The sequence below is a fragment of the Sphingobium sp. LB126 genome (assembly GCF_002795205.1).
GTDB classification, from domain to species: domain Bacteria; phylum Pseudomonadota; class Alphaproteobacteria; order Sphingomonadales; family Sphingomonadaceae; genus Sphingobium; species Sphingobium chungbukense.
This window is the reverse complement of the sequence record NZ_NETV01000001.1, coordinates 2,602,407-2,626,356: the sequence shown is the minus strand read 5'-3', so window position 1 is coordinate 2,626,356 and position 23,950 is coordinate 2,602,407. Positions and strand designations below refer to the sequence as shown.

The 23,950-nt window shown below is 64.7% G+C and carries 23 protein-coding genes and 1 pseudogene; 13 read left to right on the top strand and 11 right to left on the bottom strand.

The window, feature by feature from the left end; translation table 11 throughout:
• Window positions 1-10: 10 nt before the first annotated feature.
• The 4 genes from fabF to fabD all read right to left on the bottom strand — a co-directional run bounded on the left by fabF (window position 11) and on the right by fabD (window position 3,610).
• Window positions 11-1,270 (bottom strand): beta-ketoacyl-ACP synthase II, encoded by a 1,260-nt coding sequence (gene fabF, locus CAF53_RS12865; protein WP_046763339.1) that lies wholly within the window; start codon window positions 1,268-1,270, stop codon window positions 11-13.
• A gap of 178 nt (window positions 1,271-1,448) precedes the next feature.
• Window positions 1,449-1,682: an acyl carrier protein gene (locus CAF53_RS12860; RefSeq protein WP_007689016.1), complete on the bottom strand. Its 234-nt coding sequence runs from the start codon at window positions 1,680-1,682 to the stop codon at window positions 1,449-1,451.
• Between the two features lie 229 nt (window positions 1,683-1,911).
• Entirely contained in the window at window positions 1,912-2,652 is a 741-nt protein-coding gene (fabG, locus tag CAF53_RS12855; protein WP_046763340.1) for a 3-oxoacyl-[acyl-carrier-protein] reductase, read from the bottom strand.
• A gap of 22 nt (window positions 2,653-2,674) precedes the next feature.
• Window positions 2,675-3,610: an ACP S-malonyltransferase gene (gene fabD, locus CAF53_RS12850; RefSeq protein ID WP_046763656.1), complete on the bottom strand. Its 936-nt coding sequence runs from the start codon at window positions 3,608-3,610 to the stop codon at window positions 2,675-2,677.
• A gap of 128 nt (window positions 3,611-3,738) precedes the next feature.
• Between fabD and CAF53_RS12845 the strand changes: the two genes are divergently transcribed.
• From CAF53_RS12845 to CAF53_RS12825, 5 genes and pseudogenes are all read left to right on the top strand, one after another.
• Complete coding sequence (locus CAF53_RS12845; protein WP_100238251.1) at window positions 3,739-5,220, top strand: efflux transporter outer membrane subunit; 1,482 nt, start codon at window positions 3,739-3,741, stop codon at window positions 5,218-5,220.
• A complete protein-coding gene (locus tag CAF53_RS12840; protein ID WP_100238250.1) occupies window positions 5,217-6,749 on the top strand; it encodes an efflux RND transporter periplasmic adaptor subunit in 1,533 nt (510 codons plus the stop codon). The genes CAF53_RS12845 and CAF53_RS12840 overlap by 4 nt, the downstream gene beginning before the upstream one ends.
• A gap of 4 nt (window positions 6,750-6,753) precedes the next feature.
• A pseudogene (locus tag CAF53_RS12835) lies at window positions 6,754-7,454 on the top strand (ABC transporter ATP-binding protein).
• Complete coding sequence (locus CAF53_RS12830) at window positions 7,454-8,659, top strand: ABC transporter permease (RefSeq protein WP_100238249.1); 1,206 nt, start codon at window positions 7,454-7,456, stop codon at window positions 8,657-8,659. The pseudogene CAF53_RS12835 and the gene CAF53_RS12830 overlap by 1 nt, the downstream one beginning before the upstream one ends.
• Before the next feature lie 221 nt (window positions 8,660-8,880).
• Window positions 8,881-9,243, top strand: coding sequence for an RcnB family protein (locus tag CAF53_RS12825; RefSeq protein WP_046763344.1), 363 nt, complete (start codon window positions 8,881-8,883; stop codon window positions 9,241-9,243).
• Window positions 9,244-9,284: 41 nt separating this feature from the next.
• On the opposite strand, the gene CAF53_RS12820 is transcribed toward CAF53_RS12825, so the two are convergent.
• Window positions 9,285-10,688 carry a GntP family permease gene (locus CAF53_RS12820; RefSeq protein ID WP_100238248.1) on the bottom strand — a complete coding sequence of 468 codons (1,404 nt, stop codon included), beginning with the start codon at window positions 10,686-10,688 and terminating at the stop codon, window positions 9,285-9,287.
• A 289-nt stretch (window positions 10,689-10,977) separates the two neighbouring features.
• On the opposite strand from CAF53_RS12820, the gene rpsF reads away from it, so the two are divergent.
• The 3 genes from rpsF to rplI are packed head-to-tail and all read left to right on the top strand — an operon-like array spanning window position 10,978 to window position 12,248.
• Window positions 10,978-11,400 carry a 30S ribosomal protein S6 gene (rpsF, locus tag CAF53_RS12815; RefSeq protein WP_100238247.1) on the top strand — a complete coding sequence of 141 codons (423 nt, stop codon included), beginning with the start codon at window positions 10,978-10,980 and terminating at the stop codon, window positions 11,398-11,400.
• A gap of 13 nt (window positions 11,401-11,413) precedes the next feature.
• Window positions 11,414-11,638 (top strand): 30S ribosomal protein S18, encoded by a 225-nt coding sequence (gene rpsR, locus CAF53_RS12810; protein WP_004212076.1) that lies wholly within the window; start codon window positions 11,414-11,416, stop codon window positions 11,636-11,638.
• 13 nt (window positions 11,639-11,651) lie between these two features.
• Window positions 11,652-12,248, top strand: a complete 597-nt coding sequence (gene rplI, locus CAF53_RS12805) for a 50S ribosomal protein L9 (RefSeq protein ID WP_100238246.1) — start codon at window positions 11,652-11,654, stop codon at window positions 12,246-12,248.
• A 128-nt stretch (window positions 12,249-12,376) separates the two neighbouring features.
• Here the strand turns inward: rplI and CAF53_RS12800 are convergent, their stop codons facing one another.
• The 3 genes from CAF53_RS12800 to CAF53_RS12790 form a co-directional block, all read right to left on the bottom strand.
• Window positions 12,377-12,793, bottom strand: coding sequence for a response regulator (locus CAF53_RS12800; protein ID WP_100238245.1), 417 nt, complete (start codon window positions 12,791-12,793; stop codon window positions 12,377-12,379).
• Window positions 12,794-12,858: 65 nt separating this feature from the next.
• Window positions 12,859-15,567, bottom strand: coding sequence for a TonB-dependent receptor (locus CAF53_RS27550; RefSeq protein WP_197707408.1), 2,709 nt, complete (start codon window positions 15,565-15,567; stop codon window positions 12,859-12,861).
• Between the two features lie 107 nt (window positions 15,568-15,674).
• The gene (locus tag CAF53_RS12790) at window positions 15,675-16,379 is read right to left on the bottom strand and encodes a 2OG-Fe(II) oxygenase (RefSeq protein WP_100238805.1); all 705 of its coding nucleotides are present in this window, start codon (window positions 16,377-16,379) and stop codon (window positions 15,675-15,677) included.
• 73 nt (window positions 16,380-16,452) lie between these two features.
• Between CAF53_RS12790 and pip the strand changes: the two genes are divergently transcribed.
• The 5 genes from pip (at window position 16,453) to CAF53_RS12765 (ending at window position 21,371) form a co-directional block, all read left to right on the top strand.
• Entirely contained in the window at window positions 16,453-17,406 is a 954-nt protein-coding gene (gene pip / locus CAF53_RS12785; protein ID WP_100238244.1) for a prolyl aminopeptidase, read from the top strand.
• 2 nt (window positions 17,407-17,408) lie between these two features.
• Window positions 17,409-17,735, top strand: coding sequence for a hypothetical protein (locus CAF53_RS12780; protein ID WP_046763659.1), 327 nt, complete (start codon window positions 17,409-17,411; stop codon window positions 17,733-17,735).
• A 122-nt stretch (window positions 17,736-17,857) separates the two neighbouring features.
• On the top strand, window positions 17,858-19,360 hold the full coding sequence (locus CAF53_RS12775; RefSeq protein ID WP_242443437.1) for a hypothetical protein: 1,503 nt from the start codon (window positions 17,858-17,860) through the stop codon (window positions 19,358-19,360).
• Window positions 19,361-19,447: 87 nt separating this feature from the next.
• Window positions 19,448-20,314: a prolipoprotein diacylglyceryl transferase gene (gene lgt / locus CAF53_RS12770; RefSeq protein WP_100238243.1), complete on the top strand. Its 867-nt coding sequence runs from the start codon at window positions 19,448-19,450 to the stop codon at window positions 20,312-20,314.
• Window positions 20,304-21,371, top strand: a complete 1,068-nt coding sequence (locus CAF53_RS12765) for an SAM-dependent methyltransferase (RefSeq protein WP_100238242.1) — start codon at window positions 20,304-20,306, stop codon at window positions 21,369-21,371. Before lgt ends, CAF53_RS12765 begins: the two co-directional genes overlap by 11 nt.
• 56 nt (window positions 21,372-21,427) lie before the next feature.
• Here the strand turns inward: CAF53_RS12765 and gmk are convergent, their stop codons facing one another.
• The 3 genes from gmk to fumC are packed head-to-tail and all read right to left on the bottom strand — an operon-like array spanning window position 21,428 to window position 23,920.
• Window positions 21,428-22,093 carry a guanylate kinase gene (gmk, locus tag CAF53_RS12760; protein WP_046763661.1) on the bottom strand — a complete coding sequence of 222 codons (666 nt, stop codon included), beginning with the start codon at window positions 22,091-22,093 and terminating at the stop codon, window positions 21,428-21,430.
• A gap of 53 nt (window positions 22,094-22,146) precedes the next feature.
• Complete coding sequence (locus tag CAF53_RS12755) at window positions 22,147-22,485, bottom strand: hypothetical protein (RefSeq protein ID WP_046763353.1); 339 nt, start codon at window positions 22,483-22,485, stop codon at window positions 22,147-22,149.
• A gap of 49 nt (window positions 22,486-22,534) precedes the next feature.
• Window positions 22,535-23,920: a class II fumarate hydratase gene (fumC, locus tag CAF53_RS12750; protein ID WP_046763354.1), complete on the bottom strand. Its 1,386-nt coding sequence runs from the start codon at window positions 23,918-23,920 to the stop codon at window positions 22,535-22,537.
• Window positions 23,921-23,950 lie beyond the last annotated feature (30 nt).

Genomic DNA, 23,950 nt, shown 5'->3' with positions numbered 1-23,950 from the left:
CCGTCTCGTCTCAGACCGCCTTCATGATCAGCGACGCGTTGGTCCCGCCGAAACCGAACGAATTGTTCAGCACCGCGCGCACCTTGCGCTCCTTGGCGACGTGCGGGACCAGGTCCACGCCCTTGCAGCTTTCGCTCGGCTCGTCGAGGTTGAGCGTCGGCGGCACGATCTGGTCGCGCAACGCCAGGATGCAGAAGATGCTCTCCACCGCGCCCGCGCCGCCCAGCAAGTGGCCGATGGCCGACTTGGTCGAACTCATCGACATGGTGCTGAGATGCTCGCCGAACAGACGCTTCACCGCGCCCAGTTCCAGTTCGTCCCCCAAAGGCGTCGAAGTGCCATGCGCGTTCACATAATCGATGTCGGCCAGCGAAAGGCCCGACTTCTTGAGCGCCATTTCCATCGAGCGGTAACCGCCATTGCCTTCCGGATGGGGGGCGGTGACGTGATAGGCATCGCCCGACAGACCATAGCCGATGACTTCGGCATAGATTTTCGCGCCGCGCGCCTTGGCCCGCTCATATTCCTCCAGCACGACCACGCCCGCGCCCTCGCCCATGACGAAGCCGTCACGGTTGACGTCATAGGGGCGCGAAGCCTTTTCCGGCTGATCGTTGAAGGCGGTCGACAGCGCCCGGGCCTGCGCGAACCCGGCAATGCCGATCGGGCAGATCGCACCTTCCGCGCCGCCCGCCAACATGACGTCGGCATCGTCCATCGCGATCATGCGCGCAGCGTCGCCGATCGAATGCGCACCCGTCGAGCAGGCCGTCACGACCGCATGGTTCGGCCCCATCAGGCCATATTTGATCGAAACCTGGCCCGAGATGAGATTGATCAGCCGTCCATGGACGAAGTGCGGCGACACGCGGCCCGGCCCCTTGTTGGCCAACACCAGCGATTCGCTCTCGATGCCCGGCAGTCCACCGATGCCCGAACCGATCGAGCAACCGGCGCGCAGCCGCTCTTCCTCGCTCATATTGTCGAGGCCCGCATCGCGCAGTGCCTGGCTGGCGGCGGAAATGCCATAGACGATGAACGGGTCCACCTGTCGCTGGATCTTGTGATCGACATCCAGCCCCGCATCATAGCCATATTCATGATCGGCCGGCTTCACTTCGCAGGCGATACGGCATTTATATTCGCTGGCGTCGAAGCGCGTGATCGTCGCCGCGCCGGATTTGGACGCGATGATGTTCTTCCAGGTCGTTTCCACATCCCCGCCGAGCGGGCTGACCATGCCAAGGCCGGTGACGACAACACGACGCATATGCTTGCTCCGAAAATTCTCTTTGGCTCAACGCCGCTCATCTAGCCATTCAAGACGGTCTTGTGAACGGGGACCAGATACGAAAAGGCTCCCCAAGACCCGGTTTTTGCCGGACAGGAGGAGCCATTCCCTTTGAAACGCAGCGGCCATCTGTTTTCAGACAGGCCGCCCGACGCTCTTACTGCTTGCTGTCGATATAATCGATGGCATCCTTGACGGTGGCGATCTTCTCGGCCGCATCGTCAGGGATTTCGACGCCGAATTCTTCCTCGAACGCCATCACCAGCTCGACGATATCCAGGCTGTCAGCGCCCAGATCGTCGATGAAGCTCGCATCCTCGGTTACCTTTTCGGCTTCGACGCCCAGATGCTCGACGACGATTTTCTTTACGCGATCCGCGGTCTCACTCATGAGTGGTCCTTTTTACTGGGTATCGTTGATGGTTCTGAATATCTGTTAAGGCAAAGCCCTAGAGGCAAGCCCCTACAGAGGCAAGAGGCAAGAGACAATCGGGAAACGCACACCCGCTCGCCTGCATTCGACTCCCTGACCCCGATGGCACAGGGCGAGAGCTTTGCAAATGCCCAAAATTTTTGACGAAATCACGAAAGAGATGGAATAATTCATCTCTCCCGCGCCTTCAAATCATCGCCATGCCGCCATTGACGTGCAGGGTCTGGCCGGTGACATAACCGGCTTCCCTGCTCGCCAGATAGACGACGGCCGCGCCGATATCCTCGCCCGCGCCCAGGTCGCCCGCCGGAATCCTGGTGAGAATCGCGCTCTTCTGCGCATCGTTGAGCGCGTCGGTCATGGCCGACCGGATGAAGCCGGGCGCCACGCAATTGACGGTGATGCCCCGGCTCGCCAATTCCTGGCCCAGCGACTTGGACATGCCGATGATGCCGGCCTTGGACGCGGCATAATTGGCCTGTCCCGGATTGCCCGTCACGCCCACGACCGAGGTGATGGAGATGATGCGACCGAAACGCGCCTTCATCATCGGCTTGGCGGCCGCGCGGGCGAGCCGGAACGCCGCCTCCAGATTGACGGAGATCACGTCCGACCATTCCTCGTCCTTCATGCGCAGGATGAGGTTGTCGCGGGTGATGCCGGCATTGTTGACGAGGATGTCGATCTTGCCGCCCAGCGCCTCGACCGCCTGCCCTACCAGCGCGTCGACCGCCGCCGGATCGGAGAGGTTGCACACGAGAATCTTGTGATCGCCGCCCAATTCCGCCGCGAAAGCCTTCAGCTTCTCCTCATTGCTCCCCGAAAGGGCGAGCGTGGCGCCCTGCGCCGCCAGCGCCCTGGCAATGGCGGACCCGATGCCCCCCGAAGCGCCGGTCACCAGCGCGGTCATGCCTGACAGATCGAACATGTCTCTTATCCTTTGATTCCGTTCAGAAAGCGGCCAGCGCCGCCTCGATATCGTCCATCGTCACGATGCTGCGCACGGTCGCGTCGGGCGCGATGCGCTTCACCATCGGTCCCAGCACCTTGCCGCCCAGCTCGACGAATTCGGTCACGCCCGCGTCCCACATGGCGGCAACGGATTCGCGCCAGCGCACCCGGCCCGTCACCTGCTCCACCAGCCGCAGCTTGATCTCTTCCGGATCGGCGATCGCGCTGGCCAGCACATTGGCATAGACCGGCAGCAGCGGCGTGTTGATCGCCGCCTTGGCCAGGGCCTCCTCCATCGCCTCGGCGGCGGGCTGCATCAGCGGGCAGTGGAAGGGCGCCGACACCGGCAGCAGCACGCCGCGCTTGATGCCATGATCCTTGACCAGCGCCACCGCACGCTCGATCGCGCCGCGATGGCCGGAAATCACCACCTGCGTCGGGTCGTTGTCATTGGCGACGGTGCAGACCTCGCCCTCGGCCGCCGCGTCGGCCAGCGCCTGCGCCTTCTCGATGTCGGCGCCCAGCAGCGCCGCCATGGCGCCCTCGCCCACCGGCACGGCCGCCTGCATGGCCCGGCCGCGCAGCTTGAGCAGCTTCGCCGTGGTGCCGATGTCGAACGCCTCCGCCGCACAGAGCGCGCTATATTCGCCCAGCGAGTGCCCGGCGACGAAATCGCCCTTCTCGGCCAGCGAAAAACCGCCCTCCCTCTGCATCACCCGCAGGGTCGCCAGCGCGTTCGCCATGATCGCGGGCTGCGCATTTTCCGTCAGCGTCAGGTCGCTTTCCGGCCCTTCCACCATGATGCGGAACAAATGCTGCGACAGAGCGTCATCGACCTCCTGAAACAGCTCCTTCGCGGCCGGGCTCGCATCGGCCAGCGCCTTGCCCATGCCGACCGACTGGCTGCCCTGTCCCGGAAAAAGAAATGCCCTCATCATCCACCTTCTGACACGCGCGCTTTTCCAAAAGCGCAATTTTTCAAAGTCGTTACACTTTGAGACACAAATGCCGTTGAGCCCCCCGGCCCATTTCGGCACTTCTCTCTGGACGACCGCCTTTAACGATGACGGAGTATAAGGAAAAGGTGCGATATCGCATTGGATGGATCACGGGAACGGCGCTGACCCTGTCGGCCTGCGCGGCGGGCCCTGACTATCGCGCCCCCGCTCCCGCCACGCTCGGCGTGCCTCCCGTTTACAGCCAGGGCGAAACCGGGGCTGTCGATGAAGCCGGCCTTGCCAGCTGGTGGACGCGCCTTGGCGATCCGACGCTCAGCGGGCTCATCGACCGGGCGATCGCCAACAATCTCGACATTGTGCAGGCTCAGGCACGGCTCCGTCAGGCGCGGGAATCGCTGCGCCAGGCAAGGGCGGCTTTCCTTCCGCAAGTGAACGGCTCGGCCAGCGGCGGGCGCAATTACAGCAACCAGGATGCCGGCGGACGCCTCGACCCCAGCGGCAATCCGATAGGCGGCGGTTCCTCCAACTGGTCGAGCAGCTATTCGGTCGGCGCCAATGCAAGCTGGCAGGTCGACCTGTTCGGCGAACTCTCCCGCTCCGCGCAGGCCGCCCGCGCCGATCTTGCCGCTTCGGGCTATGACCTCGCCAATGTGCGGATGACGATCATCTCCGAACTCGTCACCAATTATGTTCAGGCGCGTCTGGCACAGGAACAGTTGCGCGTCGCCCGCGAAACGCAGGCGATCCAGCAGGATAATTACAGGATCGCCGTCTGGCGGCTTCAGGCGGGCCTCGTCTCATCGCTGGACGAGCAGCAGGCCAAGGCGCAACTCGCCCAGACCAACGCCACCATCCCGCAACTGGAAGCCAGCCTGAGGGGCAGCCTCAACCGCATCGCCGTCCTCACCGGACAGGCGCCGGGCGAGGCCACCCGCACCCTCGAAACCCCCGCACCGATCCCGACCGCTTCGACACAGATCGCCGTCGGCATCCCCGCCGACACGCTGCGCCAGCGACCCGACGTCCGCTCCGCCGAGCGTGCGCTCGCCGCCGCCACGGCCCGGATCGGCGTGGCGCAGGCGCAACTTTATCCCTCGCTCGGGATCAGCGGCAACATCGGCACCACGTCGAACAGCTTCAAGGACCTGTTCAGCCTGATCACCGGCGGCATCTTCGCCAATGTCGCGCAACTGATCTTCGACGGCGGCCGCCTCGCCTCGCAAGTCCGCTCGCAAAGGGCCGCCACCGAGGGCGCCTTCGCCGCCTATAAGCAGTCCGTGCTGACCGCGCTGGAGGATGTGGAGAACGCCATGGCATCCCTCTCCAGCGCCCGCGCCCGCAAGGCCGCGTTCGCCACCGCCTACGAAGCCTCGAACAATGCCGCGATCATGGCCCGCAGCCAGTATCAGTCCGGCCTGATCGACTTCCAGACGCTTTCCCAGACCGAAAACACGCTTCTGAGCGCGCGCAACAGCCTGGCCGCCGCGCAATCGGACGAGGTGCTCGCGATCGCCCAGCTCTACAATGCGCTGGGCGGCGGCTGGCAGGATATGGAAAAATCGTCCCCCAATGAGCAAAAACAATGAGCAATGATGTGACGACCGATCAGGGCCTCGACGACTTTCTGGGCGCGAAACCCGAAAAACCGTGGCGCAAATGGGCGATCCGGGGCGGCATCGGGATCATCCTGCTGATCCTGATATTGTTGCTCGCGCGCTGCTTCGCGGGCGAAGACAAGCCCAATTATGCGACGCGGGAGGCGCGCCAGGGCGACCTCACCGTCTCCGTCTCCGCCACCGGGAACCTCAAGCCCATCAACCAGGTCGATGTCGGCTCCGAACAGTCGGGCAAGATCACGGCGGTCTATGTCGACGTCAACGACCGCGTGACCAAGGGACAGAAGCTAGCCGAACTCGACACCCGCCGCCTGGTCGACACGATCAACCAGACCCGCGCGCAGGTCGCCTCTTCGGAGGCCAGCGTCGCGCAGGCACAGGCGCAGGCCGCGCTCGCCAAAGCGACCCTCGACCGCCAACTCAACGTCTTCAAGCTCTCCGGCGGCCGCGTGCCCGCGAAGACCGAACTGGATGCGGCCCGCGCCGATTACAGCTCCGCCCTCGCCAACCTCCGTTCGGCGCAGGCCCAGGTTCGCGTCTCGCAGGCGCAGCTTTCGACCGCCCAGACCAACCTTTCCATCGCCCAGATCGTTTCGCCCGTCACCGGCGTCGTCCTTTCGCGCGACATCGAACCGGGCCAGACCGTCGCCGCCTCCCTCAACGCCCCGGTCCTCTTCACCATCGCGGAGGACCTCACCAAGATGGAGGTGGAGGTTTCGGTCGACGAAGCGGACGTGGGCCAGGTGAAGGAAGGCCAAAGCGCCAATTTCTCGGTCGATGCCTTTCCCGGCCGCACGTTCCCCGCCAAGGTGACGCGGGTCAATGTCGGTTCGAACAGCGCCAGCAGCAGCTCCTCTTCCTCATCGAGCGGCAGCACGGCCAGCAGCACCAGCGGCACGGTCGTCGCCTATACGGCGGTGCTCTCGGTCGACAATGAACAGGAAATCCTGCGCCCCGGCATGACGGCCACGGCGGACATCGTGACGCAGGAACTGCATGACGTGCTGCTGGTCCCCAACAGCGCCCTCCGTTTCAAGCCCAGCGCGGGCAACAGGGACGGCGGCATCACCAGCCAGATCGTCCCCGGTCCCCGCCGCTTCCGCCGTGGCGGCGCCAGCCGTCAGGTCAGCTTCGGCATCGGCAGCAGCCAGACCGTCTATATCGTGGGAGCAGACGGCGATCCCAAGGCGGTGCAAGTGACCGTCGGCGCCAGCGACGGCGCACGTACGGTCATCACCGGCGGCGACCTCAAGCCCGGCATGCGCGTCATCACCGGCCAGCTCGCCAGCGGCCAGCAGGCTCCAGCAGAGGATCAGGCAACGGATGGCGGATCACGGGACGGCAAGCCCCGCGACCGCTCCACCGACGGCAGCCCCGCGACGGTCGGAAAGCTTGGAAATTCCGGCGATTCGAAGCCGGAAACCGCACCCCTCACCCCTCAGCCGCCACAGTCCCGGACGATGGAACCGCGCGGCACCGGCCGCAACGGCGGAACGTGATCGGATGGCCGACGATCCTATCATCTCCCTGCGCGGCGTGACCAAGGTCTACGGCTCGGGGCCCACCGCCTTCCAGGCCTTGAAGGGCATCGATCTCGACATCGCACAGGGTGATTTCGTGGCAGTGATGGGACCTTCCGGGTCCGGCAAGTCGACGACGATGAACATTCTGGGCTGCCTCGACGTACCATCGGGCGGCGAATTCCTGTTCAAGGGCCGCCATGTCGAACGGCTCGACCGCGACCAGCGCGCCCTGCTGCGCCGCCGCTATCTCGGCTTCGTGTTCCAGGGCTTCAACCTGCTCTCGCGCACCACGGCGCTGGAGAATGTCGAACTTCCCTTGCTCTATCGGGGGAAGACAAGAAGACACGGTATGATTCCGGCATGGCCGCGCTCGACAAGGTGGGCCTGAAGGACTGGTGGGACCATACGCCCGCCGAGCTTTCCGGCGGGCAGCAGCAGCGCGTCGCCATCGCGCGCGCCATCGTGACCCAGCCCGACGTGCTGCTGGCCGACGAGCCGACCGGCAATCTCGATTCGGAACGCTCGGTGGAGATCATGGAACTGCTGACCGATCTCAACCGCAACAGCGGGATCACCGTGCTGATGGTGACGCATGAACCCGACATGGCCGCCTTCGCCCGTACCATCGTCCACTTCAAGGACGGTCTTGTGGAGAGCATCGAATATGGGGTGAAGGCCTGATGCTGGGCACCACCGTCATCCTCGCCTTCCGCGCGATCAACCGGCACAAGCTGCGCAGCTTCCTCACCACGCTCGGCATCATCATCGGCGTGGCGGCGGTCGTCACCATGGTGACGCTGGGCAACGGGGCCACGGCCGCCGTGCGCGAACAGATCAGTTCGCTGGGCGCCAACGTCCTGCAACTTCGCCCTGGCCAGGGATTCGGCCGCGGCGGCGGCGGTCCGCGCCCCCCGGACTTCAAGCCCGCCGATCTTGCGGCGATAGAAAACCAGCTCACCGGCGTCCGCGCCGTCGCCCCCATGGTCCAGTCGAGCGGCACGGCCATCTACGAGGGCAGCAACTGGTCGACCACCGTCTACGGCACCACCGCCGCCTATTTCGAGGTGCAAAGCTGGAAAGCCGACACCGGCCGCCTCTTCATGTCGGAGGAGGAGGAGGCGGGGAAACCCGTCTGCATCATCGGCAACACGGTCCGCACCAATCTCTTCCAGGGCAATGACCCCGTCGGCAAGCGGATACGCATCAAGGGTGTTTCCTGCCAGGTCATCGGTGCGCTGGCCACGCGTGGACAGGGCGGCTTCGGCGATCAGGACGATGTCGTCGTCATGCCCATCAAGTTCGTCCAGCGCCGCTTCACCGGCGACCGCGACATCAGCCAGATCATGGTCGCGGTCGACGACGCCTATGACACCAGCACTGTGCAGACCAGCCTTGAGGAACTGATGCGCGAACGGCGCAAGGTGAAGCCGGGCGCGGAGGATAATTTCAACGTCTTCGACACCAAGCAGATCAGCGACACGCTGACCGGCACCACCACGATATTGACGCAGATCGTGGCGGCGGTGGCGGCGATATCCCTGTTGGTCGGGGGCATCGGCATCATGAACATCATGCTCGTCTCCGTGACCGAGCGCACCCGCGAGATCGGCATCCGCCTCGCCATCGGCGCCGTCGCCCGCGAGGTGTTGATGCAGTTTCTGGTCGAAGCCATCGTCCTCTCCTGCCTTGGCGGCCTGATCGGTCTGTTCCTGGCGCTGATAGCCTCGCTCGCCATCGCCCCGCTGATGCAGGTGCCCTTCATCTTCGACGTCAAGGTGAACCTGATCGCCTTCCTCTTTTCCGCCGCCATCGGTGTCGTCTTCGGCTATTTCCCCGCTCGCCGTGCCGCCGCGCTCAACCCGATCGACGCGCTGCGTCATGAATGACCGGCAAGATCCTGCATGGCTCGCCACATTCCGTACAGTCATGCGGCAAGCATCTTTCCCTGGGAAATAATCGTTCATGAACAGATATTCAGACTAAATCCGTTTCCGTTACACTTTTCGACAAACTCCGCCATGCCGCGACACATCCCTGCGACAGGCCCCTCCTAAATCTGATTTCAACGCCGGACAGCGGCGCAGAAATCGAAGCAAGGAGCAACGACATGATGAAGAAGTTTCTGATGGCCCTGGCCGCCACCACGATGGTCGCCAGCCCGATGATCACCGCGCAGGCGCAGGCCGCGCCGCATCGCGAGGAAACCCGCATCGTCAAGCAAGGCCCGCACGGCCGCATGGTGGTCAAGCAGAAGACCGTGGTCCGCAAGGACGATCACCGCCGCTGGGCCAAGGGACAGCGCTTCGACCGCCGCTACGCGCACAATTATCGCGTCATCGACAATTATCGCGGCTACCGTCTGAAGGCCCCGCCGCGGGGCTATCACTGGGTCCGGTCGGGCAATGACGCGGTCCTGGTCGCGATCACCAGCGGCATCATCGCCTCGATCATCACCGGCGCGATCCGCTAAACCAAAAGACGCTCCGGAGCCGGGTCTCCGGGGCGTCTTTTCTATACCAGCCCCGTCAGATAATAGACCGCGATCACCACGAACACGGTGAAGGTCTTGATCAGCGTCAGCGCGAAAATATCCTTGTAAGCCTGCCGATGGGTCAATCCCGTCACTGCCAGCAGGGTGATGATCGCCCCATTATGCGGCAGGCTGTCCATGCCCCCGCTTGCCATCGATGCGACCCGATGCAGCACCTCGCGCGGGATTCCGGCCGCATCGCCCGCCGCCGTGAACTGCTCCGCCATCGCCGCCAGCGCGATCGACAGCCCGCCCGAGGCCGATCCCGTGATCCCGGCCAGCGACGTCACGGTGATCGCCTCATTCACCAGCGGATTGGGCACCGCCTTCAGCGCCTCCTTCACCACCAGAAAGCCCGGCAGCGCCGCGATCACCGCCCCGAAACCATATTCGACCGCCGTGTTCATCCCCGCCAGCAGGGCTCCGCCCACGGCCGCTTTCGACCCATCGGCAAAGCGCCGGGCCACCGGCCGGAAAGCGAAGAGCAGGATCGTCGCGATCCCCGCCAGCAGCGCGCCCTCCACGGCCCAGAGCGCCGCCACCTGAGCCACCTTCACCGTCACCGGCTCGGACAGGCCGATCAGCGACACACCGATTTCTTCCCCCGGCACCATGCGCGGGATCATCATGGTCAGCGCCAGATTGCCCAGACCGACCACCAGCAAAGGCAGCAGTGCGATCAGCGGATGCACCCCGCCCTGCTCACCGGCCACGGCTTCCGGCTCGTTCACCAGCGTCTCCGGCGCGCCATAGCCCTCTCCCGCCGCCATAAGCCTGGCTTTGCGCCAGCCCAGATAGGTCAACCCCAACCCCGTGATGCACAGGGACCCGATCAGCCCCAGCACCGGCGCCGCCCAGGCGGTAGTCCCGAAGAAACTGGTCGGGATGATATTCTGGATCTGCGGCGTCCCAGGCATCGCATCCATGGTGAAGGTGATGGCGCCAAGGCCGATCGTCGCGGGCACCAGCCGCTTGGGAATATTGCCCTGCCGGAACATCTCGGCAGCGAAGGGATAGACGGCGAACACCGCCACGAAGACCGAAACCCCGCCATAGGTCAGCAGCGCCGTCACCAGCATGATCGCCGGGATCGCCTGCCTCGCCCCGACCAGCCGGACCACCGCCGTCACGATCGCACGCGAAAAGCCCGAAATCTCGATCAGCTTGCCGAACAGCGCGCCCAGGAGGAACACCGGGAAATAGAGTTTCAGGAAGCTCCCGACCTTTTCCATGAAAAGGCCCGAAAAGACTGTGGGCACGGCGGCGGGATCGGTCAGGAACACCGCCAGCATCGCCAGCAGCGGCGCCATCACTATGACGCTCATCCCCCGATAGGCCGCGATCATCAGCAATATCAGCGACAGTGCCGCGATCCCGACCGCCATAAGATGCCTCCCTCCGTTCGGGCCGAGCCTGTCGAAGCCCTTCACTTCCATCCGTGCAACCGAGATTAAAGAAGAAAAGGGCTTCGACAAGATCAGCCCGAACGGCAAAATTGCGCTCCCCTCCTGCGCCAATCCGCCCTTGCCTTTCCCCTATATTTCCGTCATAGGCGCCGCTTCGCACGACCCGGGGTGACTCGCGGCCGCGTGGAAGAATGCTTGAGACGACAGCCGGAGGGGCGTTCCACATGGGGTGGGCGTCAGCGATCGGCCAAGAGATGAGGCAATACCCATGGCTCTTTACGAGCATGTGTTCCTTGCGCGCCAGGATCTGGCACAGGCGCAGGTGGACGCTCTGGCGGAAACCGCCACCAAGATCGTCGAGGAAAATGCTGGCAAGGTGACCAAGGTGGAAACCTGGGGCCTGCGCAGCCTCGCGTACAAGATCGCCAAGAACCGCAAGGCGCACTATGTGATGCTGAACATCGACGCCCCCGCCGGTGTCGTTGCGGAACTGGAGCGCCAGACCCAGATCAACGAAGACATCATCCGCTACATGACCATCAAGGTCGATGAGCTGGAAGCCGGTCCGTCGGTCATGATGCGCAAGCAGGAACGCGCCGAGCGCGGTCCGCGCGGCGACCGTGGTCCGCGTGAAGATCGTGGCGATCGTGGCCCGCGCCGTGAGCGCGAAGAAGCCCCGGCTGGCGAATAAGGAGATCTGAAACATGGCACGCCCGTTTTTCCGCCGCCGCAAGAGCTGCCCCTTCGCCGCCAAGGATGCGCCGAAGATCGATTACAAGGACGTTCGTCTGCTCCAGGGCTTCGTGTCCGAGCGCGGCAAGATCGTCCCCAGCCGCATCACCGCGGTTTCCGCCAAGAAGCAGCGCGAGCTGGCCCAGGCCATCAAGCGCGCCCGTCATCTGGGCCTGCTGCCCTACATCGTGAAGTGAGGGAGTAAGACTCATGGAAATCATTCTCCTTGAACGGATCGAGAAGCTGGGCGCCATCGGTGACGTCGTCACCGTGAAGGACGGTTACGCCCGTAACTATCTGCTGCCCAACAAGAAGGCGCTGCGTTCGAACGCCGCCAACAAGAAGGTGTTCGAAGCCAACCGCGCGAAGATCGAAGCCGACAACGCCGCCCGCCGCTCCGACGCCGAAAAGGCTGCCGAAGGCGTCAACGGCAAGCAGATCGTCCTGATCCGCCAGTCGTCCAACGCCGGCCACCTCTATGGTTCGGTCGCCGTCCGTGACGTCGTCGAAGCCCTCCACGCCGATGGCGTCACCAACGTCACCAAGGCGATGGTCGTTCTGGAACGCCCGATCAAGACGCTCGGCGTGTTCGAGGTCAAGGTCGCGCTGCACCCCGAAGTCGCCGTCACCATCACGGTGAACGTCGCCCGCTCTCCGGAAGAGGCTGACCTTCAGGCGCAGGGCGTCGACGTGATGGCCGACCTGTTCGAAAAGGACGAGGCTGGCTTCACCGAAGATTATGATCCGAATGCGGAACCCGGCGAGATCGCCGTGGAAGCCGAAGAAGCTCCGGCCGAAGAAGCCTGAGCCTCAGCATCGGACTGAACAGAAAAGCCGCCCTCACCGGGCGGCTTTTTTGTTGGGCACGGCAATCGGCAGCTCCTTTTGCGGACGACAAAAAGGCCGCGAAAGCCGCGGGCTTTACCAAGGCCCGTTCAGGCCGCCAGCATCACGGGCTGAACCTGCACCATGCCGCGCGCTACATCCTTGATCAGCCCGATGAATTTGGCCGCCTCACGCGCGATCATCGCCTTGTTGAAACAGGCGGCTGCACCGCGATCCAACGCTTCCGCGGTAATCGGCGCCCCGTCGCGCATCAGGCTGGACAGCATGATGACGGGGCGCGGGTCCATGTCCATGATCTCGTCCAGGATGGTCATGCCGTCCTTCCCCGGCATGGCGACGTCCAGCGTCACCACATCGGGCCGGTGCAGCCGGACAAGATCGATCACCTCGTCCCCGTCGCGGGCGATCCCCACCACTTCGAAACGCCGGTCGCGCTCCAGCAGCGTTTCGATCATCGCACGGATGGTCAAGGAATCGTCGACCACCACTATCCGTATCGGTTTCATGCCCCGGACCTTTCCCGATCTGTCATGACGATCATAACGGACCGGGAGGAACCGGCTTAAATCCGTCAGAAGAACAGCTTGCGGAAGCTGATCGTCACCGCCCGCCCCAGCGGATCGAGATAGCCCGGCTGGTAACGCACCGGCGTCATTCCGGTCGCATCGGTCACGCTGCGCCGTTGGTTGAAGAGATTGTCGATGCCGATCGACACGCGCGCTCCCCGCAGGAAGGGGTGCGCCTTCACCAGTGAGGGCATCTGCCCCAGATTGGCGAAAAGCCGCAGGTCCACCGTTGCCAGGCTGCCAAAGTCCAGCCGCGAAGCCCCGCCCGCCGTTCCACTCAGTGCGCCATCGACATGGGTGCCGCTCTCCCAATCGACGCTCAACCGCGCGCCCAGGCCGTTATTGGTATAGCCGACCCGCGCATTCAGCTCATGCCGCGGCTGGCCACCCGACGATCCGGTGGCGTCACCGTTCAGCAGATCCAGTTCCGGCACGCCCGGCGCGATCAGGATGCTCTCGGTGAAATGCCAGGTGTGATAGAGGCTGAAGCTCAACCGGCCGCCACCGCCACCAGGGCCGCGTCCGCCGCCGCCAAAGACGCCCGGCCCGCCGAAGCCGCCGCCGGGGCCGCGCTGGCCACCTCCGCCAAAACCGCCGGAATTGCCTTGATCGCCCTCACCGCGCGGCCGGTCACCGCCCTCCTGACCTTGTGGCGGCTGGCCGCCCTGCCCCCCGGCCTGCCCTCCGCCCGGCCCGCGATTGCCGAACAGGCTGCGCAAATCCTGCAATTCCTTGGGCCGTTCCTCGGGCTTGGCGCCCGCCGCGCGCCACGCCTCGATCACTTTCTGGATGTGCGATTTCAGCGGGATGGAAAGGTCGAAACCCCAGCGCAACTGCTCGCTCTGCGATCGCAGATAATTGACCGGCCGCGCGTCGATCTGAGTCAACATACAGCTATAGCAATCACGCCTGAAGCGATCCTCAAAGGCATCTTCGATCGCAGGTGTCGGCGTCGGGAAAGCCGAAATCGGATTTCTCGTCCGGCTGTTGGTATAGGTCGCGGTGAGCGTCAGATTCGGTTTCTCGAAAGGCTTGATCGTAGCACTCAAACGGAACTGATCCCGTACGCTCTCTTTAAGGTCGGCATTGCCGCCGCTGATCTGAGTAACGAAGACGGTTTGGCCTGTCCGGTAATCGAACACGGACACGTTGGGCGTTGAAATCAACGGATCGGTGATCTGTTGCCCGGTCGGTGCCGCGCGGTCCTGATTGGCCGACATCAGCAATTGCACGGCGGGCACCGGCCGCCAGCGCACGCCGTAGCCCAGGGTCGAAAGCGTGCCGAAATCGGAATAATGCTGCGCCGCCGCATTCACATTGACGCCGATGTCGCCCACCGCGCCCAGCACACCCTTCGACCGGCTGGTGATCGGCATGTCCAGGCTGATCTGCCCGCTGCCGATTTCCCGGCTGTAACTGCTGTTGCGCTCCACGCCCGACCGGATCGACCAGCTATCGAAGCCATTGGCCGATCCGCCCAGGCGCACCGCTGTCGTCACCGCCCCGGCGGGCAGGTCGAACAGCGAACCGGACAGCAGCAGATCGCCCTGTATGGCCTGGGACTCGGCCTTCGCCCGATCGATCACATGGGTGGAGAAGAGATCGGCCACGAAACTGCCGAAGGGATCGGCACCGCCGTCGATGGCATTCTGGATCGCGTCCTGACCGATGCCGCGATCGGTGGAGGTGCGGGTGCTGGAATAATCGCCATTGCCGGTGAAGGACCATTGCCAGCCGCCGCCCAGCAGCCCGTTCAGCGTCACGCCGACATGGCCGGTCGTGCCCTTGACCTGCTGCCCCAGCACGCCCGCCTGCCGCAGATAACGATAGAAGCTCGTCTGATCGGCGAAAGGCGAGAAGGGGTTGCCCGCCGCCAGCGTCAATTGCTCCGCCTCGAACCCTTGCAGGCTGTCGCTGTCCGACAGTTCCAGCCGCCCGTTCACGGTCATCGACACCTTGCCCAGCGCGCGGGCCAGAGTCGCATTGGTGGCGAAGCTCTCGGTCGCCGGGCTGAGCGTGCGGTGGTGGGCCAGTTCCGCGCCGGTCATGGCGTTCTCGCCGACCAGAAATGCGGAGAGGCCCGATTGCTGGTTGGCCCGATCGCCCTGCACCGTCGGCACAACCCCGCGTTCGCTTTCCAGCAGCGACGCGGCGGTCTTGTACTGCATGTTCAGGGTGAAGCGATTATCCCCCCTTATGCGCAGCAGCCCGCCTTCCGCCGATCCATTGTCGCGCCCGCCCTCCGTGGTCGTGCCCGCGCGCAGGTCCACCGTCTCAGCGCGGAAACGCTGGCGCAGGACGATGTTCACCACCTTCTGCGTCGGCGCATAGCCATAGCTGAGCGCCACCTGTTCGGGCAGGATGTCGACCCGCGCCACCGCTTCGGAGGGGATGTCCTGGATCTCCGAGAAGCTCGAAATCCGCTTGCCGTTGAGCAGGACCACCGGGCTGCCATTGGTCTGCGGCGACAGTTCCGTGATCATCTCGGCGATCGAGGTGACGCCCAGAGCGCGGACATCGGCGGGGGAAAGCTGCTGTTCCGGCTTGATATTGCCGGCGACCGCGCCGCGCTCAGGCTGGCCGGTGACGACGATCTCGTCGGCATCGTCCATCTGTCCCGCCGGCCCTTTCGGTTCCTGCGTCTGCGCCATCAACGCGCCCGGCGCTGCACTCATCATCAACGGAAACAGAAGACATGTGAAGGAACGGCGCACTTTTCACCCCTAAATCCAGGACCCTGACGCATCCCTCTCTAGGCGGGAGTTGTCGCAAAATTCTGGCAAGGCCGATAAGGATTTGTCGCAAAATGTAATCGGAAAAATCATGCGGCATCGTGAAAAATGATGCCCAGCGTATAACGTACCCCGGAAAGCAACCGGCTGACACCGTGCCGCATCTGTACCCGATGCACACCGCGAACGCCGGTCACCGGCCGATCACGCACAGGGAATACCACCGCGTCACCCTGACCTAGCGGCACGATTTCAGGTCGCGACTGCATGCGGGGCCGCTGTTCGGTCAGGACGAAGGCGCCGCCGGTAAAGTCGCGACCGGGCTCGGAAAGCAGGATTGCCACCTGAAGCGGAAAGACATGCGGCCCATAGACATCCTGATGCAGGGCATTCCAGTCCCCTGTCTCATAACGCAGCAGTAGCGGCGTCGCCTTGTCCTGCCCGCCCAGCGAGCCTGTCTTCAGGAAATCGGCGTGGCGCGCGGGATAGATGTCACCCCTCCCCAGCATCTCCGCCCAGCGATTCGCCTGGCTGGCGAGCGCAGGATAGAGTGCCTCCCGCAAGGCCGCGACAGGTTCGGGAAGGGGATAGCCGAAATAGCGGTAACGTCCGCTGCCATAACCATGCCGCGCCATCACCACCTCCTTGCGGAAGAGGTCCGGTCGGTCCCACAATGCGATCATCTCCGTGCATCGATCCGGGGAAAGCAAGGCGGGCAGGCGCACGGCGCCGTATCGGTCGAGGTCTGACAGGTCCATGTCCGCCAGAGTGGCGCCGTGCCTGTCCCCTGTCATCCCGTTGCTTGCGGTCAAACGGATCGGGCCACTGTCGATTGCATTGCCCGCCAGACTTTCTACACCTTGGCTCATGCGCACGCTTTATCCCCCGATCGAACCCTTTGCCTCCGGCCATCTCGATGTGGGAGATGGCCACCGCATCTATTGGGAGCGCGCTGGAACGCCCGGCGCCAAGCCCGCCGTCTTCCTGCATGGCGGACCCGGCGGCGGCATCTCGCCCGATCATCGCCGCCTGTTCGACCCGGCGCGCTATGACGTCCTCCTGTTCGACCAGCGCGGTTGCGGGCGCTCCACCCCCCATGCGGAGCTGGAGGCCAACACCACCTGGCATCTTGTCGCCGATATCGAACGGCTGCGGGAGATGATGGGGGTGGAAGAATGGCTGGTCTTCGGCGGGAGCTGGGGCTCCACCCTGGCCCTATGCTATGCCCAGACGCATGTCGGGCGCGTGACCGAACTGGTGCTGCGCGGCATCTTCACCATCCGTCGCCAGGAAATCGACTGGTATTATCAACATGGCGCCAGCCGCATCTATCCCGACAAATGGGAACGTTTCGTGGCACCCATTCCGGAGGCGGAGCGCGGCGACCTGCTCCATGCCTATCGCCGCATCCTGACCGGGGACGATCGCGCCGCCCGGATCGCCGCCGCCAAGGCCTGGAGCGTGTGGGAAGGGGAGACCATCCGCCTGCTTCCCGATGAGGCGCTCTCCGCCACCCATGAGGCCGACGATTTCGCGCTCGCCTTCGCCCGCATCGAAAATCATTATTTCGTGCATGGCGGCTGGCTGGAGGAAGACCAGCTCCTCCGCGATGCGGGCAAGCTGGCGGACATTCCCGGCGTGATCGTGCAGGGTCGGTACGACATGGCCTGCCCCGCCGAAACCGCCTGGGCGCTGCACCGGGCCTGGCCGCGAGCGACATTCGAGATGATCGAAGGCGCCGGTCACGCATTCAACGAACCCGGCATATTGGACGCGCTCATCCGGGCGACGGACGGGTTTGCCGCCCAGGCGAAAGGATGAACATGCGCAAATGGATGATATTGGCCGGGGTCTTCAGCCTGATGGCCTGCGGCGAAAGCAGCGAAAAGATCACGGCTGTCGACAATCAAGCGGCACCCGAGAGCGGCGCGGCGGCGCAGGTCGCCCGACTGGACGAAACCCAGCGCAACGGCGTGCTGGAGCGCGCTGTCCGCGCCTCGGGCGAGGCGTGCCCGACCGTCACCCGATCGGAACGAACCGAGGTGCGGCACGGCGTCATGGGATGGAAGGCGCAATGTAACGACGGCACCGCGCATCTGATCGAAATACAGGCCGACGGCACGGCCAACGTCACCAGCCGAACGCACTGATCGCGTCATCCCCGAGCAAGCGGGGTGGCGATTGGGAAAGGGCGGATGAACGCCGATTGCCGCCGCTGAGCGCAATATGCTCCCGCGAAGGCAGGAGCGGTATCCAGGCTGGGCGCAAATCAATGCCTGCCTGTCATCCGATGCCCGTCATCGCCCCCTCGACAGGGATGACGATTGTGGGCAGCTATCAGGGTCTCAAAGGGGGAAGCGTGCGCGTCGATGCCATCACTCAGGATGCCGTCCCTCCGGCCAGGCCATGGCCGCTCGTCATCGCCGTGGCGCTGCTGCTCTGCTTCCTGCTCCTCTTCTGGCCGGGTATTGCGAGTTACGACACCGTCGTTCAATATCAACAGCTTCTGAGTGGAAGCTATGACGACTGGCATCCGCCGGTCATGGCCCGACTCTGGTCTACCCTCCCCTTCGCCCGGCATGGCACCGCCCCCATGTTCGTGCTGCAACTGAGCGCCTATTGGATCGGGCTTGGCCTGCTCGCCCGGACATTTGGCGGCCGCAGGGCCATCGCCCTGCTTGCCATCGGCGCGACGCCCTTCCTCAGCGGGTGGATCGCCGTCGTGATCAAGGACAGCCAGCTGATCGGCGCGCTGGCCCTCGCCACCGGCCTGGTCAGCCATTACCGCCTGCGCCGCCAGCCCGTCCCGACGCCAGCCCTGATCCTCATCATCCTCTGCCTGGCCTACGCAACGCTGGTCCGCGCCAATGCAATCTTCTCGACCGTGCCGCTGGCGATGCTGCTGCTTGCACGGCCGCAATCCGGCCTCGCCCGCCTGGGCGTGATGATCGCCGCCATCCCGGCCGTCCTGCTCCTTTCCCAGCCGGTCAATCACGGCCTGTTCGGCGCGCAGGACAGCGGCGTCCGCCGCACCCAGCCCCTATACGACCTGGCGGGCATCGCCGTGCGGACGGGGGACGGAACGGGCAGCGGCCTTTCCATGACGGCGATCGAGGCACTGAGGCGACATGATTGTGTCCGCCCGCTGTTCTGGGACTCGCTCGGTAGCGCGCCGGGATGCCAATCCGCCATCGGCCCAATGGAGAAGGCGCCGATAGGCCCGCTCTATCTCCAACTCGCCATGGCCGCCGCGCGCCATCCGATCGCTTATCTGACCCACCGCGCCGTCCATCTCAACTCGACCGAACGCTGGCTGGTGCCGCGCCATTGGCCGCTTGCCGCGCCTCCGGCCAGGGCCGAACCCAATGATGTCGGCCTTGCAAATCCTGACAATCCCCTGGTCCCGGCATGGCAGGGATGGGCCGCATGGTTGACGGAAACACCCCTGGCATGGCCGATCCTGTGGACCGCAGCCGCCCTCTGGGGCCTGTGGGCCAGCCTTGCCATGGCATCCGGAGGTGCCAGGGATATGGCGCTGGCCCTCTTCACCTCCGCCCTGTTTCAGGAGGCCAGCTTCGTCGGGATCAGCATATCGTCGGACCTGCGCTATCATCTCTGGCCGATGCTGGCGACGGCGCTTGGCTGGCTGTTCCTGGGTCGCCCCGCCCTGCGCGGATGGCGCGTTGCTGGGCCTGCCATCGCGCTGCTGCTGCTCTGCGGCGGTATCGCCCGCTTCACCCTGCCGCCGGTGCCGCCCCATTATGCGGAACTGTGACCGGACCGGCGCCCATCAAACGCCCCCTTTCATCTCCCCCCCAACCTGCTCTATGGCGGGACCGAATTTCCCAAGGGGAACGACAACTTGATCCTTGACCTTGCCGCCGCCGCTTCGGGCGCCATCCGCTTCGACCAGCTCGGCCTCAGCCCGGTCGCGCTCGACCTCGGCTTCTTCACGCTGAAATGGTACAGCCTCGCCTATCTGGCGGGCATATTGATCGGCTACTGGTATCTGCTGAAGCTGATCGCCCAGCCCGGATCGCCCATGGCGCGCCGTCATGCCGACGACATGATCTTCTATGCGACGCTGGGCATCATCATCGGCGGGCGGCTAGCCTATGTCTTCTTCTACCAGCCCGAAATCCTGGCGCACCCGCTGGACATCTTCAAGCTGTGGAACGGCGGCATGTCCTTCCATGGCGGCGCGATCGGCGTGTCGCTCGGCATCCTCTACATGGCGCGCAAGGAGAAGCTGTCGTGGCTGCGCATCCATGATTTCGTCGCCTGCTGCGTCCCCTTCGGCCTGTTCTTCGGCCGCCTCGCCAATTTCGTGAACGGGGAATTGTGGGGCAAGGAAACCGACGTGCCCTGGGCGATCATCTTCCCGACCGGCGGCCCCTTCCCCCGCCATCCGAGCCAGCTTTACGAGGCCTTTTTCGAGGGCATCGTGCTGTTCCTGGTCCTGGCCTTCGCCTTCTGGCGGACGCGGGCCCGCTACAAGCCCGGCATGCTCGTTGGCATCTTCCTCTTCTGCTACGGCATATTCCGCTTCGGCGTCGAATATTTCCGCGAGGCGGACGCGCAGCTCATGGAATTCGCCGCCCGCACCGGCCTGCACATGGGCCAGTGGCTGTGCGTGCCGATGATCCTGGGCGGCCTCTACCTGATCCTCACCGCCAAGGGACGCCGGGTCAGGGTGGAGCCGATCGCAGGCAGCGCGAGTGTCAGTTGAGTTGAGTCTCGCCGAACGGCTCGCCCGCCAGATCGCGGCGGGCGGCCCGATCTCCGTCGCGCATTATATGGCGGAGGCGAACCAGCATTATTACGGCACCCGCGATCCGCTGGGCGCCGCGGGAGACTTCACCACCGCGCCGGAGATCAGCCAGATGTTCGGGGAACTGGTCGGCCTGTGCCTGGCCGACATCTGGATGCGGTCGGGCGGCCGCCCGGAGGCGAGCTATGTCGAACTCGGCCCCGGACGTGGCACATTAGCCTCCGACGCGCTGCGTGCCATGGCCAGCGTCGCACTCCATCCCCGTGTGCATTTCGTCGAAACCAGCCCCAGCCTGCGCGAAAGGCAAAGGGCCCTGATCCCCAATGTCTTCCATCATGACGCCGTTTCCGGCCTGCCCGATCAAGGGCCGCTGCTGGTCGTCGCCAATGAATTTTTCGACGCCCTGCCGGTGCGCCAGCTTGTCCGCACGGGCAGCGAATGGCGCGAGCGGGTGGTCGTCCGCCCCGATCCCGACCAGCCCGACCGGTTCGCGCCGATGCCCGGTTATCGCCGGGTGGAATCAGGCATTCCCGCCATGGCCGCCGATGCGCCGGACGGCACGATCCTGGAAATGCCCCTTGCCGGATCGGCCATTGCGCTGGAACTGGCGCATCGCATCGCGCGGCAGGGCGGCGCGGCGATCATCATCGACTATGGTTATGAAGGCCCGGCGACCGGCGACACGCTTCAGGCGGTCAGGGCGCATCGTTTCGCCGACCCCTTTCTGGAACCCGGAGAGAGCGACCTTACCACCCATGTCGATTTCACCATGATCGGCAATATGGCGCGTCAGGCCGGGCTGCGGGTGTCGCGCACCGTCGGCCAGGGCGATTTCCTGCGCCGCCTCGGCATAGACGCCCGCGCCGACCAGTTGAGCCGCACCGCGCCCGGCCGCGCGCAGGAGGTGGAGGCCGCCCGCCACAGGCTGACTGCGGACGACGCCATGGGGACCTTGTTCAAGGCCATGGCCTGGGTCCATCCGGACTGGGCCGATCCGGCGGGTTTCGAGGGATAATGATTTACGTGCTCGGAATGCAGGACTGGGCTCCTACATTTCAGCCGGTGTGAGCCTCAATCTTCCTGGTGATAGCGGCTCAGCCTGCGGATGAAGCCGATCAGGCCGGTCTGGCGGCTACGCTTCATGCGTTCGGCATGCAGGATGGTCTGGACGCGCTGGAAACAATCGTCCGCATCGACATTGCACAGGACATAATCATAGCCGTCCCAATGCGCGATTTCTCCGGCGGCGCGGGACATGCGGCCCTCGATCACTTCATTGCTGTCGGTCGCCCGGCCGCGCAGGCGACGCTCCAGTTCCTCCATCGACGGCGGCAGGATGAATATGCGCACCACGTCGCCGCCCGCAATCTGGTGGAGCTGCTGCGCGCCCTGCCAGTCGATGTCGAACAGCACGTCGCGGCCCGACTTCAGCATCGCCTCGACCGGCGCGCGGGGCGTGCCGTAGCGCTGGCCGAAGACATGCGCCCATTCCAGGAACTCGTGATCGGCGGTCATCCGCCGGAATTCCTCCAGATCGACGAAATGATAATCCTTGCCGTCGACCTCCCCCGGCCGCATCGGCCGCGTCGTCGCAGATACCGACATCGCCAGATCCGGCTCGGCGGCGAGCAGCTTGCGCGCAATGGTGGATTTGCCGGCGCCCGAAGGCGAGGAAAGAACGAACAGGACGCCGCGGCGCTTGAAATCGGGCGTCTCGATAGAGGTGCTGTCGGCCATGGCCGCTAGTGCCGCCATGGACGCGATTTTGCAAGAGGGACAATCCGCGCGCGTCAGCCTTTGCGGGCCTTGCGCGCCTCCTCGATCAATATGGGCTGCGCGCTTTTGTCGGGCAGGGCGTTCGTCTTGCGCTTGCGGTCCGCTTCCCGCTTCGCCTCATAGAGCTTACCCGCCATATAGGCGCCGGTGACGAACAGGGCTCCGGCAGGATAGCGCATGATCAGCCGCTTGGCGCCCATGCCCGCCAGCAACCCGATCACGCCCTTCTTGCCAGTGTCCGCGGCGACCCGCGCCGCCACCACCGTCGCCCCGACGCGGGCGGCCTTTTTGAGCAGGCTGGATTTGCGCGGCGGGCTGCCCTTGACCGGCGGCTGGGCGGTTTTCTTCTTCATAGCGGCTCAATGTATCGCAGGCCGGGCGGTTCCGCCATGTCGATCTGGATCAGACCATATTTTCCGGTCGCACCAGCCGGTCGAACGTCGCCTCGTCGACCAGCCCCAGGGCGAGACCCGCTTCCCTGAGCGTCAGCCCCTGCGCATGGGCATATTTGGCGATCTTCGCCGCATTGTCATAGCCGATCTCCGGCGCCAGCGCTGTCACCAGCATCAGCGAGCGGTCGACCAGTTCGGCGATCCGCCTTTCATTGGCCTCCAGCCCCTCGACGCAGCGTTCGGCGAAGCTGTCCATGCCGACGCTCAGCAGATGGACGGAGCGCAGCACGGCAGCGCCGATCAGCGGCTTGAAGACATTGAGCTCCATATGCCCCTGAAGGCCGCCGACCGTCACCGCCTGATGATTGCCGATGACCTGCGCGGCCACCATCGTCAGCATCTCGCACTGAGTCGGGTTGACCTTGCCCGGCATGATGGAACTGCCCGGCTCATTGGCAGGCAGGTCCAGCTCGCCAAGGCCGGAGCGCGGCCCGGAGCCCAGCAGTCGGATGTCGTTGGCGATCTTGGTCAGGGCCACGGCCAGCGTCGCCAGCGTGGAGGAAAGGTGCACCAGCGGATCGTTGGATGCCAGCGCCTCGAACTTGTTGTCGGCGGTGCGGAACGGCAGGCCGGTCAGCCCGGCGATTTCCCGCGCCATTGCGACATCGAAGCCCTTGGACGCGTTGAGGCCGGTGCCGACCGCCGTGCCACCCTGCGCCAGCGCCATCATCCCGTGCATGGTGGCGGGTTCGATCCGCTTGCGGCAGCGATAAAGCTGGTGGACATAGCCGGAAAATTCCTGGCCCAGCGTCAGCGGCGTCGCATCCTGCAAATGGGTGCGGCCGATCTTGACGATGCCGGCCCAGGCCTGCGCCTTGGCGTCGAGCGCGGCATGCAGCCGGTCGAGCGCGGGGAGAAGCTCGCCCGTCACCGCCCGCGCCGCCGCAATATGCAGGGCGGTGGGAAAACTGTCGTTGGACGACTGGCCCATATTCACATGATCGTTGGGATGGACCGGGATTTTCCCGCCGCGCCCGCCGGTCAGCGCCTCATTGGCGATGCCCGCGATCACCTCATTGACGTTCATGTTGGACTGGGTGCCGCTGCCCGTCTGCCAGATGACGAGCGGAAACTGGTCGTCATGGCGGCCCGCGATGACGTGCGCGGCGGCGGCCTCGATCGCGTCGGCCAGCCCCGAGTCGAGGCCATAGCCGCGATTCACCCGCGCCGCCGCCTGCTTCACGATCGCCAGGGCATGGACGATGCCGATCGGCATGCGCTCATCGGCGCCGAAGGGGAAATTCTCGATGCTGCGTTGGGTCTGCGCGCCCCAATAGGCGCTCGTCGGCACTTCGATGGGGCCGATACTGTCCGTTTCGGTGCGGGTCTCGCTCAAGTCGGGCATTCCCTGAAAATGGCCGGAGTG

Excerpts from the sequence above, each read along its gene's own strand:
- fabF (WP_046763339.1), bottom strand. The coding sequence starts at position 1,270 with ATGCGTCGTGTTGTCGTCACCGGCCTTGGCATGGTCAGCCCGCTCGGC.
- CAF53_RS12860 (WP_007689016.1), bottom strand. The coding sequence starts at position 1,682 with ATGAGTGAGACCGCGGATCGCGTAAAGAAAATCGTCGTCGAGCATCTG.
- fabG (WP_046763340.1), bottom strand. The coding sequence starts at position 2,652 with ATGTTCGATCTGTCAGGCATGACCGCGCTGGTGACCGGCGCTTCGGGG.
- fabD (WP_046763656.1), bottom strand. The coding sequence starts at position 3,610 with ATGAGGGCATTTCTTTTTCCGGGACAGGGCAGCCAGTCGGTCGGCATG.
- CAF53_RS12845 (WP_100238251.1), top strand. The coding sequence starts at position 3,739 with ATGACGGAGTATAAGGAAAAGGTGCGATATCGCATTGGATGGATCACG.
- CAF53_RS12840 (WP_100238250.1), top strand. The coding sequence starts at position 5,217 with ATGAGCAATGATGTGACGACCGATCAGGGCCTCGACGACTTTCTGGGC.
- CAF53_RS12830 (WP_100238249.1), top strand. The coding sequence starts at position 7,454 with ATGCTGGGCACCACCGTCATCCTCGCCTTCCGCGCGATCAACCGGCAC.
- CAF53_RS12825 (WP_046763344.1), top strand. The coding sequence starts at position 8,881 with ATGATGAAGAAGTTTCTGATGGCCCTGGCCGCCACCACGATGGTCGCC.
- CAF53_RS12820 (WP_100238248.1), bottom strand. The coding sequence starts at position 10,688 with ATGGCGGTCGGGATCGCGGCACTGTCGCTGATATTGCTGATGATCGCG.
- rpsF (WP_100238247.1), top strand. The coding sequence starts at position 10,978 with ATGGCTCTTTACGAGCATGTGTTCCTTGCGCGCCAGGATCTGGCACAG.
- rpsR (WP_004212076.1), top strand. The coding sequence starts at position 11,414 with ATGGCACGCCCGTTTTTCCGCCGCCGCAAGAGCTGCCCCTTCGCCGCC.
- rplI (WP_100238246.1), top strand. The coding sequence starts at position 11,652 with ATGGAAATCATTCTCCTTGAACGGATCGAGAAGCTGGGCGCCATCGGT.
- CAF53_RS12800 (WP_100238245.1), bottom strand. The coding sequence starts at position 12,793 with ATGAAACCGATACGGATAGTGGTGGTCGACGATTCCTTGACCATCCGT.
- CAF53_RS12790 (WP_100238805.1), bottom strand. The coding sequence starts at position 16,379 with ATGACAGGGGACAGGCACGGCGCCACTCTGGCGGACATGGACCTGTCA.
- pip (WP_100238244.1), top strand. The coding sequence starts at position 16,453 with ATGCGCACGCTTTATCCCCCGATCGAACCCTTTGCCTCCGGCCATCTC.
- CAF53_RS12780 (WP_046763659.1), top strand. The coding sequence starts at position 17,409 with ATGCGCAAATGGATGATATTGGCCGGGGTCTTCAGCCTGATGGCCTGC.
- CAF53_RS12775 (WP_242443437.1), top strand. The coding sequence starts at position 17,858 with ATGCCTGCCTGTCATCCGATGCCCGTCATCGCCCCCTCGACAGGGATG.
- gmk (WP_046763661.1), bottom strand. The coding sequence starts at position 22,093 with ATGGCCGACAGCACCTCTATCGAGACGCCCGATTTCAAGCGCCGCGGC.
- CAF53_RS12755 (WP_046763353.1), bottom strand. The coding sequence starts at position 22,485 with ATGAAGAAGAAAACCGCCCAGCCGCCGGTCAAGGGCAGCCCGCCGCGC.